Annotated in this window: 12 protein-coding genes and 1 pseudogene; 11 read left to right on the top strand and 2 right to left on the bottom strand. The window is 56.6% G+C overall.

All coding sequences use genetic code 11. The features are described from left to right. Positions 1-116: 116 nt before the first annotated feature. Positions 117-932: an IclR family transcriptional regulator gene (locus P3T22_RS30760; protein WP_063498574.1), complete on the bottom strand. Its 816-nt coding sequence runs from the start codon at positions 930-932 to the stop codon at positions 117-119. A 977-nt stretch (positions 933-1,909) separates the two neighbouring features. On the opposite strand from P3T22_RS30760, the gene P3T22_RS30755 reads away from it, so the two are divergent. From P3T22_RS30755 to P3T22_RS30730, 6 genes are read left to right on the top strand one after another with little or no spacing between them, the layout of a single operon-like run. Then, the gene (locus P3T22_RS30755) at positions 1,910-2,224 is read left to right on the top strand and encodes a MarR family winged helix-turn-helix transcriptional regulator (protein ID WP_082855250.1); all 315 of its coding nucleotides are present in this window, start codon (positions 1,910-1,912) and stop codon (positions 2,222-2,224) included. Between the two features lie 5 nt (positions 2,225-2,229). After that, positions 2,230-4,293: an FUSC family protein gene (locus P3T22_RS30750; protein ID WP_429326994.1), complete on the top strand. Its 2,064-nt coding sequence runs from the start codon at positions 2,230-2,232 to the stop codon at positions 4,291-4,293. Next, entirely contained in the window at positions 4,290-4,496 is a 207-nt protein-coding gene (locus tag P3T22_RS30745; RefSeq protein WP_063498571.1) for a DUF1656 domain-containing protein, read from the top strand. Before P3T22_RS30750 ends, P3T22_RS30745 begins: the two co-directional genes overlap by 4 nt. Beyond that, positions 4,493-5,386, top strand: a complete 894-nt coding sequence (locus P3T22_RS30740) for an efflux RND transporter periplasmic adaptor subunit (protein ID WP_429326993.1) — start codon at positions 4,493-4,495, stop codon at positions 5,384-5,386. Before P3T22_RS30745 ends, P3T22_RS30740 begins: the two co-directional genes overlap by 4 nt. Beyond that, positions 5,383-6,828, top strand: coding sequence for an efflux transporter outer membrane subunit (locus tag P3T22_RS30735; RefSeq protein ID WP_063498569.1), 1,446 nt, complete (start codon positions 5,383-5,385; stop codon positions 6,826-6,828). Before P3T22_RS30740 ends, P3T22_RS30735 begins: the two co-directional genes overlap by 4 nt. A 20-nt stretch (positions 6,829-6,848) precedes the next feature. Continuing rightward, positions 6,849-7,802 carry a LysR family transcriptional regulator gene (locus tag P3T22_RS30730; RefSeq protein WP_429326992.1) on the top strand — a complete coding sequence of 318 codons (954 nt, stop codon included), beginning with the start codon at positions 6,849-6,851 and terminating at the stop codon, positions 7,800-7,802. 452 nt (positions 7,803-8,254) lie between these two features. On the opposite strand, the gene P3T22_RS30725 is transcribed toward P3T22_RS30730, so the two are convergent. Continuing rightward, on the bottom strand, positions 8,255-8,830 hold the full coding sequence (locus P3T22_RS30725) for a TetR/AcrR family transcriptional regulator (RefSeq protein ID WP_063498567.1): 576 nt from the start codon (positions 8,828-8,830) through the stop codon (positions 8,255-8,257). 523 nt (positions 8,831-9,353) lie between these two features. Here P3T22_RS30725 and P3T22_RS30720 point away from each other — a divergent pair. From P3T22_RS30720 to P3T22_RS30700, 5 genes and pseudogenes are all read left to right on the top strand, one after another. Next, on the top strand, positions 9,354-12,224 hold the full coding sequence (locus P3T22_RS30720) for an ATP-binding protein (RefSeq protein WP_429326991.1): 2,871 nt from the start codon (positions 9,354-9,356) through the stop codon (positions 12,222-12,224). Further along, positions 12,208-12,432, top strand: a complete 225-nt coding sequence (locus P3T22_RS30715; RefSeq protein ID WP_429326990.1) for a hypothetical protein — start codon at positions 12,208-12,210, stop codon at positions 12,430-12,432. Before P3T22_RS30720 ends, P3T22_RS30715 begins: the two co-directional genes overlap by 17 nt. Positions 12,433-12,638: 206 nt before the next feature. Next, entirely contained in the window at positions 12,639-14,108 is a 1,470-nt protein-coding gene (locus tag P3T22_RS30710) for a mechanosensitive ion channel domain-containing protein (RefSeq protein WP_429326989.1), read from the top strand. 1,009 nt (positions 14,109-15,117) lie between these two features. Further along, positions 15,118-16,341: a bacteriohopanetetrol glucosamine biosynthesis glycosyltransferase HpnI gene (gene hpnI / locus P3T22_RS30705; protein ID WP_429326988.1), complete on the top strand. Its 1,224-nt coding sequence runs from the start codon at positions 15,118-15,120 to the stop codon at positions 16,339-16,341. Between the two features lie 42 nt (positions 16,342-16,383). Further along, positions 16,384-16,568, top strand: a pseudogene (locus P3T22_RS30700) (hopanoid biosynthesis associated radical SAM protein HpnJ); the annotation flags it as partial.

Genomic DNA, 16,568 nt, shown 5'->3' with positions numbered 1-16,568 from the left:
ATGCCGCGGCCCCGCGCGTAACGTAATGCGCAATCTGCTCAGGCAGCACGGCCCTGCGCCGGCGCAGATCGGCGCGTTACCGGCAACGTTTCGCATCAGTCTATGATCTGGGGTCGTCAGTTTCGTCCGGTGCGCTTCATTTTGTGCTCCGGCCGCATGGCAGCGGCACCTGCGAGATGTTTCTCAAGATGCCGTGCTTCATCTTGCAATTGCCGCCCCATCTCCTGCTGACGGTCTCTCTGCAGTCGCGACTCAACCGCGGCGATCGTAAGGGCTCCCACGACATCTCCCGACGGCGAGCGGACCGCAGCAGCGACTCCCCAAGAACCGCTAACCACCCTCCCCTCGTTGACCGAATATCCCCTCTCCCGCGTAAGAGCAACTTCCTTTCGTAGCATTGGCACAGAAAAGTTCGGATATGCGGTCCTCAGTTGCTCGTCGTTTATCAGAAGGCAGCGTTCAACTTCAGCGTCGTCCATAGCGGCGAGCATAGCAAGGCTGCCTGCGCCGACACCTAGCGGGTGTCTAGTTCCAGGTTGTAGGACATGCGTCTTGAGCGGGAAGTCTCCGTCTTCTCGCAGAACACAAACGGCATACACGTCGCTGCGAATCGAGAAGAAAGCCGAATCTCCCGATGAGCGTGCGAGGCGCGCCACAGCGTCTGCCGCTTCGCGACCTAACCCGAAGCGCTCGTTCGCGATGCTGCCCAAGACATAGCATTCGCGTCCGACAAAATATCGCAACGATCGCGGATCCTGCTCGACCATTCCTTCAGCGATCAGCGCAAGCACCAGCCGATGGACGGTCGGTTTGTTGAGATATGTGTCGCGCACCAGTTGCGCGAGATTGATGCCAGCGCTTCTCGTCCTCGCGACCGCTCGCAGAACACGCAGGGCGCGGGATACAGCCTGCGCTCCAGGTACAGCTTCCATCACGCCCCTCCAATTCTTGCCTTGATCCATATTATGGCACCATCACTAACGCAATATATGGCTTTGAGAGCTTAATCTACTCAGATTATCTGTATAAAATCAACACATCGCAAAGGTTACGACGACCAATGGTCCATTATACGGACCTATATGAAGATCAACCAATGGACCGCTCACCCAGTGTCGTGAGTTAGACATTCGTTGCATTGATTCGCCGCTCTTTCCCGAATGACGAAGTGCTGATAGAGGTATTGTCAAGTTGTCCAACGGCACGCGCTCGAACACATTGTAAGCAAGGGCGACCGATTGAAGCAGCGATGCCCTCTGGCATCGGAGCGCCCGTTCCGCCCACCGGGCGTGCTTCGTCCGCACAACGCTTTGCGCCACTTTCGAAACTGAGCAGAGTTGCGGCTCGACGCCACGCCCTGCCCACGCGCGCGGCATGTTGCTAATGCACACGTATCGCTTGGTACGAGCGTAGCAACCGATCCGGGACGCAGGACACCGCATCTCCCGCTTGTAATTTTGCCGCTGCCCTGCCGTCGCAACGGCGCCGGCCACTACGACCTTGGCGCGGTCCCATTTCTTGTTGTTGTCGGTCAAAGTCGACCACGCGTTCGGCGGTCCACGTGTATGCAACGATCTACATCGACCGGTCAAAGGTTTCAAAAATCGGAGAAAAAGAACAAATTTTGCATTTTTACCAACGTTGGCATGAATCTCTTGGCAACCTCGGTGTGTCCTCGAACCGCGCGCGTGCGTACACTGAATTTTTCTAGACGGAAGCCGCTTCCCACTGCTGATTGCTAAACAGTCACCAGTCGGTCGAATCGGCAGCATCGACCATGTGTTCAGACACCAACGCAAAGCGACTTGCTGCCAGCGTAGCCCTGACAACGGCGGCGCGGCAATGGCGTTTCATCAGGAGACAATGTCTCAGCTCACTGCCGCTCACAGAGGCATGTGCAGAGCCGTTAATGCTCCTGAAGAAACTTGCCGAACCGGTTCATCAGTCGACGTTAGCCCAAATGGCTAGCCTAAAAGGCCCATCCCTCTGCCGGTTGATTGACCAGCTCGCCCTCGCGGGCCTTGTTAAACGGTTGAGCTATCCCGGAGACCGTCGAGCCAATTCCGTCTTTTTGACCGAAAAGGGTTTTGAAGTGGCGGATGCTGCTGAGGTGAGACTTGCAGAGTTGCGCTCTCGAGCTCTCGCAAACATTTCAGACAATGACCTGGACACAACGATCAAGGTGCTCCAAGCGTTCTTCAACGCTGAACGGGGGCAAGCGTGATAGCTATGTTGAAGGGCACGGGGTTCCGCTTCCCGTCTCGACTCGAATGGCTCTTTTCTCTCAAGACGTTCATTGCGTCGATGATCGCGCTCTACATCGCGCTCAAACTGGAACTACCGCGACCATACTGGGCGATGGCCAGCGTCTACGTGGTGGCGAACCCATTTGTCGGAGCGACCCGGTCCAAGGCCGTTTATCGAGCCGTCGGAACAGCCATCGGTGCAGCTGCCGCCGCGCTGCTACTTCCTCGCTTCGTTGAAGAACCGTTGATCTTTTCCGCAATCGTTGCACTATGGAGCGGTCTGCTCGTGTTTGCGTCGATGCATGACCGAAGCGCACGCGGCTACTTGTTTGTTCTCGCTGGATACACCATGCCACTGGTCGCGCTGAGCGCTGTCGATTCACCATACACCGTGTTCGACATAGCGGTCTCCCGCACCGAGGAGATTACGGTTGGAATTATTTGTGCGAGTGTCGTCGGAAGCATTCTCTTTCCCGTAAAGCTCAGTTCCTCTCTCGCCGACAGAGCAAGCGGTTGGTTTGCTGACGCGACCAAGTTCGGTCAGATATGCCTCTCGGGCAACGACCAGAAAGCTGATATGCCGACACTGCGCAGGCGACTCGTCACCTTGTCGAATTCGCTAGAGTTCGTGGTGAGTCAATTGTCCTATGACCACGTGACGCCGTTGGCCATAAAGCAGGCACAGCAGCTAATTTCCCGGATGCAACTCTTTGTGGTGATTGGTTCGGCACTCATCGACTCATTGTCTCAACTGAAGCGCGAGAACCGGGCCATCCCTGCCGACTTGCAAAAAGCGATCGATTTGGTTACCCAACGGTTTGAAAACGGCGGCTCCTCTAGAAACTCCTTACGCCATCTACGCCATGATGTGGCGACCTTGGCACGAGAGTGCTTGGCTGCTCACGCACCTGACTCTGCCAACCTCGCGGGCGTCTTCCGCCGCCTGAGACAGTTCACGGACGTCTGGGAAGATTGCCTCACTCTCGAAGCCGCCCTTCGGGAGCCCAATCCATCCTGGCGAGGAGCGCTCCGCCATTGGCGGGTAAGCAGCCCAAAGCCATATCGTGACACGCCCGTGCTCGTGTTTTCTGCGGCTTCTGCCGTTCTTGCAATATTCGTCGCTTGCTGCTTGTGGATTTATTCGGGATGGACAGACGGCGCGCTGGGAGTAACGCTCGCGGCCGTTTCCTGCTGCTTCTTTGCGACGGCCGACGACCCGGCTGCACAGATAACCCAGTACTTTGTCGCTGTCTGTTGCAGCCTCGTCATCGCTGGCATCTATGTTGTTGCAGTGTTACCGCACACTCAGGACTTCGCAATGCTGGTTATCATATTCTGCGTGCCGTTTGTCCTGATAGGTACCGTGCTTCCTAGACCTCGATTCGCCGTCGCCACTGCGCTAACCGCCGTACACACAGCAACATTTCTGAGTATTCAAGGTATTTTCGATATCAACTTTGATTCGTTCCTCAATCTCAACATTGCCGGTGTCGTTGGACTGCTGTTCGCAATCATCTGGATGCGTCTGACGAAGCCATTCGGACCTGATCTACTCGTAGCACGGCATACACGTCAGTCATGGTCGGACATAGCTACGGCGGCGTCGCTCCGACCAATTGCGAACCAACGGTTGTTCGCCGCACGCGTCCTTGACCGACTAATGCAATCGCTGCAAAGGCAAACCTCCAGCGGCAACAATAAAAGCCATCCTTCGTCCGAAAGCCTAAGGGACGCACGAATCGTTTTCAGTGTCCTTGACCTTAGGAGAAAGCAGCGACGTGTAACGCAGGACATACAGACGACGCTCGAGGGTGTTTTTCGGAACATTGAGTCGTACTTCGATACGTGTGTTCGACATCGGCATCGGAAGCCGGTCCCAGCTGCTCTGCTGGCATCCATCGACAACGCCATGAGTGAGGTTAGTTTTCCTAAAAGTGGTGTTGCCTCCGGAGGACGAGAGCGAGCTAAGGCTCGAAGTGAAATCGCCTTTTATTTGGCAGACTTGCGCGTCGCTCTCGTCCGTGGCGACAACGGAGAAGTCAATTGATAGAAGACGTGGATATCGTAGGCATCTTCGCTCCAGCAATCGTTCTCCTGATGCTGATCGCCTGGATGCTAAATCTAGCGGTAAAACGGGTTCTGGAACAGGTCGGATTTTATCGGCTGGTTTGGCATCGTCATCTTTTCGACCTGTCCATGTACGTCGTGATACTTGGAATTCTTGTTCTCTTTACTGTGCCAAGAAAGTGAAAAACATATTTTTAGTAAGCGGCCGCGTCCTGCTTACGCTCATTGCAGCGTCAGTTGCTGGATATATTCTCTGGAAGCTCGTCGCATACTACTCTTTCGCACCATGGACAAGAGACGGACACGTTCGTGCGGACGTCGTTCAGGTTGCGCCTGACGTCTCGGGGCTCATCACCGCAGTACCAGTTCAAGACAACGAACGGGTCACCAAGGGGCAACTTCTCTACGAGATTGACAGGGAACGATACACGCTTGCGCTCAGCGACGCCATGGCGGTGGCAAGTCAACGACGAGTCGAACTGGACGAGGCACGACGCGAAAGTGCCAGAAATGCTGCCCTCGGAGAGCTCGTCTCGGCCGAAACGAGCGAACAGGGTCGAACGCGCGTCGAGGCCGCTCAGGCGCAACTCGACGCAGCAAATGTTGCGGTGGGCGTAGCGCGGGTCAACCTGCAAAGGACTCGGGTGTACAGCCCCGTCGACGGCTACCTGAACGACCAAGCTCCACGAGTCGGAGAGTTCGCGACGAGCGGGAAGTCTTTGTTATCGATTGTCGACCTCAATTCGTTTCGGGTTGACGGCTACTTCGAAGAAACGAGACTAAGAGGCATCACCATTGGAGCACCTGTTGATATCAAAGTGATGGGAGAACCAATCCTCCTGCATGGCCATGTCGAGAGTTTTGCTGCGGGCATCGAAGACCGTAACCGGACACAAGGCTCAAGTCTTCTGCCAAACATCAACCCGGCTTTTAGCTGGGTCCGTCTCGCTGAGCGCATTCCTATTCAGATTGCGTTTGACAATGTTCCGGTCGATTTCCGGCTCATCGCGGGCCGTACCGCTACAGTGTCGGTCCGACAATCGGGCGGCGAAACAACAGGGAGCGCTCGATGAGACAGGCTGTAGCCGTGGTCGCCCTTTCGACCATCCTTACAGGATGTGTGGTCGGTCCGAACTATCGGTTGCCATCTGAGGCCGCGATAAATCAGGACGTGGCTAAACAGCCGCTTCTCGATGCAAAGGGATACACGACGGATTCGCAATCTCCGCCTCCAAACTGGTGGAAGCTGTACGATGACCCCGTTCTGAACGACATGGTCCAAAGAGCGTTGCAGCAGAACACAGACCTCAGGGTAGCGATGGCGAATCTTGAGCGCGCACGCGCTGGCGTCCAGTTTGCTGACGAGCAGGGAGGTTTCTCGGGGGGTGTTTCGGCCCTGCAGGAACGCACGCAGGAGGCGGGTGAGCAATACCTGCTGCCCGAAAAGGTGCCCGTCACCAACGCCAGCAACTTCGGCATCAACGTCACGTACGAAATCGATCTGTTCGGAACGCTTAAACGAGGGGTAGAGGCCGCAAAGGCAGATAGCGACGCAGCACTAGCGGCAAAAGACGTTGCACGTGTCGCCGTCGTATCGGACGTCGTGCACGCTTACGTTGAGAACTGTGGCTCTGGAGCAGAGTTGAGTGTCGCTCGCCAAGCGGTTGCTGAGCAGCAGTCTCGGGGAGATCTCATTGCACGACTGCACGCACTAGGCCGAGCGGACGTATCCGAGACCTCTCGACAGGAAACTGCGATCCGGGAAATAGAAGCTACCATACCCAAGTACAGCGCACGTCAACACATTGCACAATACCGCTTGGCCGCTTTGCTCGCAGAAAGCCCAGCAGAGCTTCCAGAAACTGTCCGCGAATGTACACGTTTACCTCAGCTCGAATCAAAGATACCTATCGGAGACGGCACCGCACTATTAAAGCGGCGCCCGGACGTTCGGGAGTCGGAGCGAAAGCTTGCAGCCTCGACCGCGCGCATTGGCGTGTCCATCGGCGCCCTGTACCCTAACGTAATTCTTGGTGCGTCTACCGGTCTAACAGGCGAAACTGGCGACTTGGGGATGGGAAGCACTGCGCGCTGGTCCGTCGGCCCGATGATTAGTTGGACTTTCCCCGTAAACGGTGCGCGCGCACGTATTTCCGAAGCCCGTGCCGAGCAGCGCGCAGCGTTGGCTTCGTTCGATGGTGTCGTCTTGCAAGCACTGAAGGAGGTTCAGTCGAGTCTGGCAGGCTATGAAGCAAGCATGGACCAACTCAACGCACTTGAACGTGCGCACGCCTCGGCTGTCGAGTCCGCGTCCGATGCACATCGGATGTTTGTTGGCGGTAGGGCAACTTATCTTGACGACCTCGATGCGAGTCGTACCTTGACAGCGAACGAACTCAGGCTGACCGAAAGCAAAGTCGATGTGGCAATGAGCCAGGTGGACCTGTTCAAATCACTCGGCGGGGGATGGGAAACTAGTAGCGATATGATTACTCCGGCAACCGCCTCGCGTTAATCAAAACAACAGGGAGCAGCATGGACATGTTCAATCAGATGCGCGTATTTGTGCGTGTGGCTGAATGCGGTAAGTTTACAGCCGCTGCCGAGATATTGAATACCAGCCCCGGCGCCATTTCCAGAGCCATAACCGAACTCGAAATGAGATTGCGTACACGGTTGTTCCATCGTTCTACACGAAAGATTGCGTTGACACCCGCGGGTGAGGTTTATCTCGATAGATGCAAGCAGATTCTCGCAGATGTCGAGAGAGCCGACGAGGAAGCTAGCGGTGCCCAGCAGCGCCCCATTGGGAAATTGCGCATTCACAGCTTCGTGGGATTTGGTCAGTACTATATTTTGCCGGCAGTCAAAGAGTACCGGACTCGTTATCCTCATGTCGCCGTCGAGCTTACGCTATCGCAACGGCTCCCGGAACTCTATGAGGGGAGCACCGATGTCGCGATCGTAGCAACTTCAGCGGCGCTTGCGGACTCCGACCTCGTTTCTCACCTGCTCGGCACCTCGTTCAGCGTGTTGTGCGCATCCCCCGAGTACGTGCGCGATCGTGGTATGCCACGCAGCCCAAGCCAACTCGCGCAGCACGAGTGTCTCATCCTGCACACTCCCGCGTTTCCTGCATATGAGTGGTTGCTGGAAAGTGACAAAGGTATCGAGGCGATGAAAGTGTCCGGCTCGGTAGAGTTGAACACGGCAGAGTCCATGGCGATGGCGGTAAGTTCAAGCATGGGAATTGGCGTGTTGCCTGTATATTCGGCGCTCCTCGGCTTGGCGAACGGAAGCCTGGTTCGAGTTCTGCCCCAATATACATTGCAAAGGATGAACATCTACGCGCTGCATCCCTCGCGACGATATACCGATGCAAGGATACGGACTTGGATAGAGTTCTTGCGTGAGTTCATGCCCACTGTGATTGCGCGCGACGCTCAGGTGATCGAGAGGCATGGGGATTTGGCAGGTGAGCAACCGTGAATCACCCGTTCTCGGAGTGCCACCCAGTTGGATTGACGTATTCTTTTTGCGTTATGACGTCCTTCCCGAGACGGATTTTCCGTTCAACCGGCGGCGCTTTGCATGAGCATGCGGTCGACGTTGCTACGGGTCGTGCTCGAATACGCGCAGACAACGTGGACCTTGTCGACAACCGACAGGGCTCCATCGATTGATATACCAGGCAGCGAGATCTTCAATCCAACCTCGATACCAAAGCCAACCTGATTAGATCCGACGCTTACCCTACCGTTGATCGAGACGTCAGCCGGGATTGCGATCTTGCTCTGCGCTCCCGGGAAACACGCTATCTCTTACTAGATAGATTTTTGCACGAAATCCGTCACACCTTCGGTTCATCGCCCGCCCGCAAACAAAGTGCAAGAAGAGGGTTTTCGCGTTGTGTGAAAAGCTCCGCCCTTTTCGGTGCTGTTTTACCTCATGATCTTCCATGCGGCTTCGATTTCTTTGCGACGTGCTGCCGTTCGGAACAGGCGACTCGCCAACATGCTGCCCTGATATGCAGCAAAGAGCATTCGGGCCGCACTATCCCACGTACAGTTGACGGCGAGCGGGCGCTCGTCGAGCCCTTGTGCTAGCACTTTCGCCAGCCAGCTCTCGTTGGCCGTGAAGAATGTCTGGACCGCAAGTCGGACGCTCTCTGGCAGCCAGCGAATGTCCGCGGCTAGCATACCGCACAGACAAATCTGGTTACCGTCACTCAATGCGCTGTCGAACAGCTCTGCGTACTTCGCAAGCTGTGTGTCCGCTGGTAACGCGGCATCGATCTCCTGCATGGAGTTGAGTACGTTATCGCTGTACTCGTTGACGGCCTCAAGCACAAGATCTTCCTTGGACGGAAAGTAGTAGTGGATGCTCGAAGTCTTAACGCCAACCAGTTCCGACAGGTCCCGATAGCTAAACCCGTTGTAGCCACGCTCCATGATCAGGATTATGGCATGGTCGAGAATCCGCTCGCGGACTGTTGGTGTTCCCGTTGGTGTTCCCATGTGTCGCTGCAGTTTCCATAGACGGCACACCACCGTCCGGTTGATCAGACCTCAAAACGAATTTCTGATGAGGCTATTTCTTCCGCGTTATGATGGCTCGCTGGACGTTGAAAGCGCCCTTGCTGACTGTGCAGGTCAGGTTGCACGTTCGGTGCAAGGGCGCGACCATCTGATCATGCGGCGGAGCCAGATAGCCGTTGAACTCTCGTCGGCCGGGCGCTCAAGAACGATAATCGTTTCGTGGGATTGCATGTTCGTTACTCCACTGACACGCATGTTGGCCAAGCCGAACATGCATCGATCATAGCCGCCCGGCAACGTCATCTCCTCTTGGTATGCTGAAAAGTCCTGAAATCTTCTGGCGCTAGGCTGCCGCGTCCCAGACAGCAGTGGAGCCGCCAGCAGGAAGTTGGAAGGGGGCGGAAGTCGAAGGTCTGAGCAGCAAGTACTTCAAGGAAAAAGTGGCGCCGCGTTGCCTGTAACGTTACACTTTTCAGAGTCCGCGCTGCCCAGAGGACACATCATGGTCACGCCGTCTCAATCTGCCATCCTGTTTCGCTTCGGCGCGACGACCGTTAACCCCGGCCGTCGCGAGCTGAGTCATGACGGTGTATGCGTCAGCGTTGGGAACCGCGCGTTCGACCTTCTCGTACTGCTCATCGAACAGCGTGGCATGGTCGTTAGTAAGGAACAGATCATGGAGGTGGTCTGGCCGAGAAGAGTCGTCGGCGTGAATACCCTCGAAGGCCAGGTATCGCTACTGCGCCGCGCGCTGCGAAACGACCGCGGCGCGATACGGACCATTGCCGGACGCGGGTACCAGTTCGTCGGAGATTTGGGCATTGATACGTCGTTAGCTCCAGATCCGTCAAGCCTGGCACCGACAAGCACATCGGCATTCCGCGGCAAAGGGCTTCCAGCTCACGTATCGCGTCTCATCGGCCGCGAAACGCAGCTCGTCGAGGTCGCCGGTCTCATCCGGTCACGCCGCCTCATCACGCTCGTTGGCACAGGCGGCGTCGGCAAGACCCGGCTCGCGATCGAGGCCGCCCGCCAGATGTCATCGTACTTTGCCGACGGCACTGTTCTCGTGGAATTGGCGGCGACCGCGTCGGCTGACTACCTGCCGGCCACGGTCGCTGCCGCGTTCGGTTTCCCGCCTGGCGATGGGGCGCGAGATCTCGAGAAAATCGCCCCTACCCTCCATGGTCGTCGCCTCCTTATCGTTGTTGACAATTGCGAACACCTGATTGAAAGCGCGGCGCAGCTCGTAGAGACGCTGCTGCAGGTGACACCGAACTCGACAGTAATCGCCACGAGCCGGGAAGCGCTGAGAATCGCGGGAGAGCGGGTCTATCACGTGCCGTCGCTCGACATGCCGTCGCATTACGATGCGCAAGACGCCGTGCGCTTCGGCGCGATCCAGCTTTTCCTCGAACGGACCGGTTTGGAGCCGGACGCGGAAGTCGACGCATACACACCGCTGATCGCTCGTATTTGTAGACAACTGGACGGCATCCCTCTGGCAATTGAACTCGCTGCCGCTTGCACTGCTGCCCTTGGCATTCAAGGGGTCGCCGATCGTCTCGACGATCGCTTCCAGATTCTTCGAAACGGCGCGCGAACCGCGCTCCCGCGCCAGCAGACATTGCGCGCGACGGTGGACTGGAGCCACGCGCTTTTGCCGCCGCACCTTCGGACGGCGTTGGCGCGACTCAGTCTGTTCGCCGGGACTTTCACGCTGGACTCGGCGCAGCGGATGATCGGGGGCGCCGACATGCCGCAACATGAGGTGGCGACCGCTATCGCCGAACTCGTCGACAAGTCACTTTTGTGTGCCGTTCCTAACATCCCCCAGATGCATTACCGGCTTCTCGACACGATCCGCGCGTATGCGCGTGACCGTCTCGTCGAAAGCGGTACGAGCCACGACTGGCTAGTGGGCCACGCGCGGCACGTTCTGGACATTTTCCGAACCGCCGAGAGGTTCGCTAGAGAACGCGTGGAGATCGACTGGAGCCGCACGTTCGGGTTTTATCTGGACGATCTTCGCTCTGCTGTCGAATGGAGTTTTTCAACAGACGGGACAACGGTTATCGCCATCGAGCTCACCGTGGCCAGTATTGCCCCGACCATACAACTTGCATTGTTCGAGGAGTGTCTCTCGCGCCTGGACACAGCTCTGGACGCGTTAGCCAGACTTCCCGTGCAGGCCCGGCTGAATTTGCCGGTAGTCGAATGGGAGATGAAGCTGCAGACGGCGCGCGGCGCATGCCTGCTGTTTCAAAGTGTAGGGGCTCAGACTTGCGAGCCATTTGACTCTGCTTTGGCGCTTGCCCAGGAGACGGGTGATATTGAATATCAGCTGCGGGCCTTATGGGGTTGCTGGAGTCATGCATGGCTGAATGGGCAGTATGCGCGGACGCTTGCTCTAGCGACGCGCTTCACGGAGGTTGCCGGGGAGTCGCGCTGGCTCAGCGACCGGACCGTGGCGCGGAGGATGTCCGGAATGGCTCGTCTGTGGCTTGGGCAACTCGATGAAGCACTCGCCGAACTGGAGTCGATCAGAATACCGGACGGCCGAGCCAGCCACGCCGAGCGTATCCGCTTCCTTTTTGACGAGCACAGCGCAACCGGCTCCGTGCTCGTGCAGGTACTGGCCTTTCTCGGCCGCGACGATGACGCTGAGCTGACAGCGCGGCGAGCACTCAAGAATGCGCAAGCACTTGGCCACACGCCATCGATCTGCTACGTGTTGAGCGAGGCACTATGTCCGACAGCATTGCTGCGAAACGACGGTGCAGGGCTCGACCAGGCGGTCCAGATGCTCTCGAACGCCGTGCGGCAGCACTGCGTGTGGGCATTTAAGCCACGCGCGGAAATGTGGCGAGGTTTGACTGCGCTGCGCCTGGGGCAGGTCGAATCGTATGACACCAGCATCGCCCCTTCGCTGGAGAAAATGGGCGATGCGCAGTATTGCGTCGTGCTGATCGCGTTCCTGGCTGAAACCGCAATTGCGCTAGCGAGATTTGGCAGAGCCCGCGATGCTGACGCGTTGCTCGCTCGTGCGATGACAAGGGCAGCCGCTATGAACGACCTTTTCTCCTGGGTGGAACTGCTGCGAGCCGAAGCAGAGATCATGCTTTTACGACGCGAGTTCGACGCCACCTCGCACTTGGCGGAATGCACACTCCTGAACGCATTGCACATCGCGCGAAGTCGCGGGTTCGTGGCGTGGGAGATGAGGTGCAAGGATAGTCTAGAACGGTTATGGAAACTCACTGGAAAACCGCCGGTTGAGTTCGACCTAGCGGAATCAACCTTGCAAATGTCATACGAGTTCTTCGATTTCCCTCTCGCGATCGCACTTGGCGCCAATGACGCCGCAGCCTGATACCAGAACATTTCAGGACTTTTCGGCGCAACAGGAGGCAGTGACTGTCCGCGCCCACGTCGATAAGGGTCAGGATGACTTCTTCCGTGGCAACGAGGTCGTCCTGATCCTCATCGAGATTGCCATTCAGGCAGAACATCATACTATCCAGCGCCAGACGCATGTTCCCGCAGATCCAGGAACAGTGAATTGCCAAGCCTGGAATTGATCCGATCTCTATCCGACGGGTATCGTTCAGCCGTCGAACCGCGGCGTCGATATTTCCCGCGGTTTGCGCTTCGCCCTCACTTCTTCTACTTCGGTGACGGATCCAGACGACACATCGTCAATTTACTGCACGCATGAAAACGCGGAGTCGCGCCATGCTGCACGTACCTGCTTGAAACGCAGGTCAGAGGCGGCTTCCAGAATCCCATGCAACATCCGCTTAACCAACTGCTATTGCCGATCGCGGCGGCGGTCGTAAACCTTCTCGTCTTTCTCTGGAAAATGGGCCCGCGTCGCCCGGTCGTGTACGCAGCGATCAAGTCTGCTGCCTTCGCGTTGTTCACGGTCACAATGCTGACGTATGGGGTCGTGCCAACACAAGCGGCACAGCATATCGCGTTACCCGCGATGCGTTTCGTGAGCGGGGTACTGGAAGTCGTGTGGTGGTTACTGTCCGCTGCCGCCGTCTCATCGGTCGTGCGGGCCTATTACGCAGTTGGATTAAGTCTTCGGCAGCACAGGTTCACACTGGACGTCATAGCAACGCTCCTATACGCGGGCGCAGCGATGGCAATCACTACGGACGTCCTTGACATACCATTGAAGGGTGTACTCGCTACGTCTGGCGCCCTCGCGATTGTTTTGGGCCTCGCATTGCAGAGCACTCTCTCGGATCTGTTCTCCGGCTTGCTAATTAACGCTACGTCACCCTACCGTGTGGGAGACGCCGTCACGCTAGACGACTCAACCGAGGGAGAGGTCGTTGAAATTACGTGGCGAGCTACGCACATCGCTAAAACCAATCGCGACACAATTGTGGTGCCGAACAGCGTGATAGCAAAGTCTAGAATCATCAATCGAAGCGTTCCCGCAGGGGCTCATGCGACGGTTGCAAAGTTCGATGCATTCACCAAGTTCCGGCCTTCCGACGTTGTTCGTGCACTCGAACTTGCCATCGATACCTGTGTCGGCATAGCAAATCATCCGACGCCAACAATTGCAACGACATTAGTCGGACGCAGAACGACCCGTTATGAAATCACGTTTTTCCCTACCGGACAGCGATCGTCAATCGAAGTGTTGAACAGGTTTTACGACGCGGCACATCGGCATATGGAGTCATTTTCGGCACTGATCGAGCCATTCGACACAGCAGTCGGCGGCGGGGAGTCTGCGCTCACGTACCGTCTGATCGAAGGGATCGGAGTGTTTGGCACGCTGTCACGCATGCAGCGTGTTCAGCTTGCTGCCGCGCTAGTCAGACGCGAACTGACACCCGGACACGTCATACTTGCCGCCGGCGAGATGTCAAGGGCCATTACCATCATTGCCCACGGGATCGTAGGTGCAACCTCGCAGCGCGGCGACGCCGACGACATCGTGCGCTTCGGTCCGCGAGAGTACTTCGGCGAAAGCGGGCCTATTGCAGGCGTGACCTCATACGTATCATTCGTGGCACGAACCTACGTAATCGCCTACGAACTACCGAGGGGCGTGGTTGCCAGCCTTCTTAAGCAGCACAGCGACGTCGCGCATGCACTCGCAGCACGACTGGCTGCCCGGGAGAGAAAGGGACAAGCACTGATGCATCCCATCCACGAAGCCGAGTTTTCACGCAATGGCCTCATAGATTGGATCTACCATCGCATCAAGTCTATGCACCATTCGCAGGCCTGAACGAGCAACGGAACTCGCAAAATGCTGGCTTCCTTGACGCTCGCGTCTGGTAAGGATGGAAGGTGATCAAGCCGCTCCCGCGGTAAATCCACAAAGAGTTGCTCGCCACACGCTACCAAACCGCCTCTAGATGGCGGGGAGTGCGCCGACTCGATCAAGATTCTTGAATGGTGCTCCGAATCCAGCCCCGTCATTTCCTGGTGCGGCTCGACCTCAGGTTTTATGCCGAGCAGATATGGCATCTATGCCAGACACATCGTCACAGAGGCTGTTCGTTGTCCAGGTCTGCGATCAGGGACGTGGCCCTTCCACCGTCTGTTCATCTGTCCGGGGTCGCGGCCGCCAATCAAAAACCGTGCGATGAGGCATGTAGTACTGGCCGATGGGCGGTCGATTGGCCTCAAACCAATAATGCGACCGCTTCAGCACGCTGCTTCTTCGATCGAATCGTTCGCCTACGTCGTGACAGCATAACAGCCAGTCTAATCGCGACAGCATTCTAAAAACATTCACTGAATTACACAGCATTTTCATTGTGAATTATTGAATACACTATTCTATCTTCTATAGCTAATCAAGAAAGAAAAATGTAATTTTCATATCTGCAGAAGTACGGCATCATTGGCGCGGACACCTGCGCTGCAAACTTATCCACGCGCTGCTACAATCTCTCACGGCTCGATGAGCGTGTGTCCTTTCTCGAATCACACGCAATTGAAATGAAGGTACGCACGATTTTTTTCATCCGCACCAGCATATTCCATATTGATTAATCTGATTAATTGCAATCAGATCTGTATCGTATCGAACTAAAGATCTGCATAATGTTTTCATTAATATTACCGGGCATTACGGAGGTGGTTTGTCGCTCCCTGGAAGCTACCCGACAAAAATTGCGCCGCTTCACTTGTAAGAAAGGAAACGAAGCCGCGTCCACTTGTGCTCCGACGAAGTTTGTGTCGCCATCTCCCGGGCCAATTCTGCGCGGAGTGTGTAAGAGCATCAGCCAATGACGGTCCATTCAATGCAGGTATCGATCTGCCTGCTTATTCTTTCGTGCGGCCTCGGTTCCGTGTATGTAACCATCGCTGCCGTCGCGATGCCCTTTTTCGAAAGATCGCGCGTCTGCAAAAGAAACGATCGTCAGATCGGGGGCATCAGCGTACTGAAGCCATTATGCGGACCGGAACCGCGCTTGTACGAGAACCTTGCGACATTCTGCGAGCAGACGCACTCGAACTTCCAGCTTCTGTTTGGCGTCTCATCCTCGAATGATCCGGCGATCACCATCGTCCGACGGCTACAAGCCGCGTACCCATTGCGCGACATTGAGCTCGCAATCGACACACGGGTTCACGGCAGCAATCTCAAGGTGAGCAATCTGATCAACATGGCGGAACGAGCGCGACATGACATCATCGTCATCGCCGATAGTGACATCGCCGTAAGACCAAATTATCTGAAGACAGTGGTCGCGCCACTGACCGATGCCACCGTCGGTGTAGTTACATGCCTGTATATGGCTCAGAGTGTAGGAGGCTTCTGGCCGCGTGTGGGTGCGTTGTTTATTAATGAATGGTTTGCGCCTTCGGTTCGAGTCGCGCATGCAGGTGGCTCTCGCCGCTTCGGTTTCGGCGCCACGCTTGCGATTAGACGCGAGACACTCGAGAAGATTGGGGGTTTCGAGGCACTTAAAAATTGCCTCGCTGACGACTACTGGCTCGCCGAGCACGCTCGCGCCCTCGGCTTGCGAACTGTGCTGTCTCCGGTGATGGTCGCGACGGACGTCATTGAGCCCACGTTCGCGACGCTTTGGCAACGCGAAACCCGCTGGCTGCGAACGATACGCTCGATCAATCCATGGGGCTTCGCATCCCTCTTCATTACGTTTCCGACACCGTGGCTTCTGTTCAGCGCCGGTATTGCAGTGCTCTTCCACTCAGCAAACGGCGCTTGCTCTCACCACCTGGCGGCCGCGATTCTGGCCGCAAACACGGTTTTTGGCCTCGCCGCGCGTATTATTTTGCACGGTCGCAGTGCACGTCATACACGGACATTCTGGCGAGATCTGCCTCTCGTACCTCTGCGCGACATGCTTCTCACGCTACAGTGGCTTGCTGCAGCGTTCGGATCGTACGTAGTCTGGCGCGGAGCGCGCATGCCAGTCACTCAAGCTATCGAATCGGTACGCACCTCAAACACGGCAGCGATGAAGGCATCCGATGGACGATGATATTCGTACACGTGCCGTGTGATCAGCATCATCGTCCGGTTCATGATTTACGCTCCAGGAGTACCCATGAATACATTATTTTTACAGGCGCCATCGTACGACGGCTTCGATGGTGGCGCGGGTTCGCGCTATCAGGCTAAACGCGAAGTGCGTTCGTTCTGGTATCCGACGTGGCTCGCGCAGCCCGCCGCACTCGTCCCCGATAGCCGTGTACTCGACGCCCCCGC

The organism is Paraburkholderia sp. GAS348, assembly GCF_050434205.1.
Taxonomy (GTDB): domain Bacteria; phylum Pseudomonadota; class Gammaproteobacteria; order Burkholderiales; family Burkholderiaceae; genus Paraburkholderia.
Note: the sequence above shows the minus strand (reverse complement) of the source record. Positions and strands in the feature narration are given on the sequence as shown.

What these genes read in the sequence shown, in the direction of transcription:
- P3T22_RS30730 (WP_429326992.1), top strand. Translation starts at nt 6,849, where the DNA reads ATGGACATGTTCAATCAGATGCGCGTATTTGTGCGTGTGGCTGAATGC.
- P3T22_RS30735 (WP_063498569.1), top strand. Translation starts at nt 5,383, where the DNA reads ATGAGACAGGCTGTAGCCGTGGTCGCCCTTTCGACCATCCTTACAGGA.
- P3T22_RS30720 (WP_429326991.1), top strand. Translation starts at nt 9,354, where the DNA reads ATGGTCACGCCGTCTCAATCTGCCATCCTGTTTCGCTTCGGCGCGACG.
- P3T22_RS30725 (WP_063498567.1), bottom strand. Translation starts at nt 8,830, where the DNA reads ATGGGAACACCAACGGGAACACCAACAGTCCGCGAGCGGATTCTCGAC.
- P3T22_RS30750 (WP_429326994.1), top strand. Translation starts at nt 2,230, where the DNA reads ATGTTGAAGGGCACGGGGTTCCGCTTCCCGTCTCGACTCGAATGGCTC.
- hpnI (WP_429326988.1), top strand. Translation starts at nt 15,118, where the DNA reads ATGACGGTCCATTCAATGCAGGTATCGATCTGCCTGCTTATTCTTTCG.
- P3T22_RS30715 (WP_429326990.1), top strand. Translation starts at nt 12,208, where the DNA reads ATGACGCCGCAGCCTGATACCAGAACATTTCAGGACTTTTCGGCGCAA.
- P3T22_RS30710 (WP_429326989.1), top strand. Translation starts at nt 12,639, where the DNA reads ATGCAACATCCGCTTAACCAACTGCTATTGCCGATCGCGGCGGCGGTC.
- P3T22_RS30760 (WP_063498574.1), bottom strand. Translation starts at nt 932, where the DNA reads ATGGAAGCTGTACCTGGAGCGCAGGCTGTATCCCGCGCCCTGCGTGTT.
- P3T22_RS30755 (WP_082855250.1), top strand. Translation starts at nt 1,910, where the DNA reads ATGCTCCTGAAGAAACTTGCCGAACCGGTTCATCAGTCGACGTTAGCC.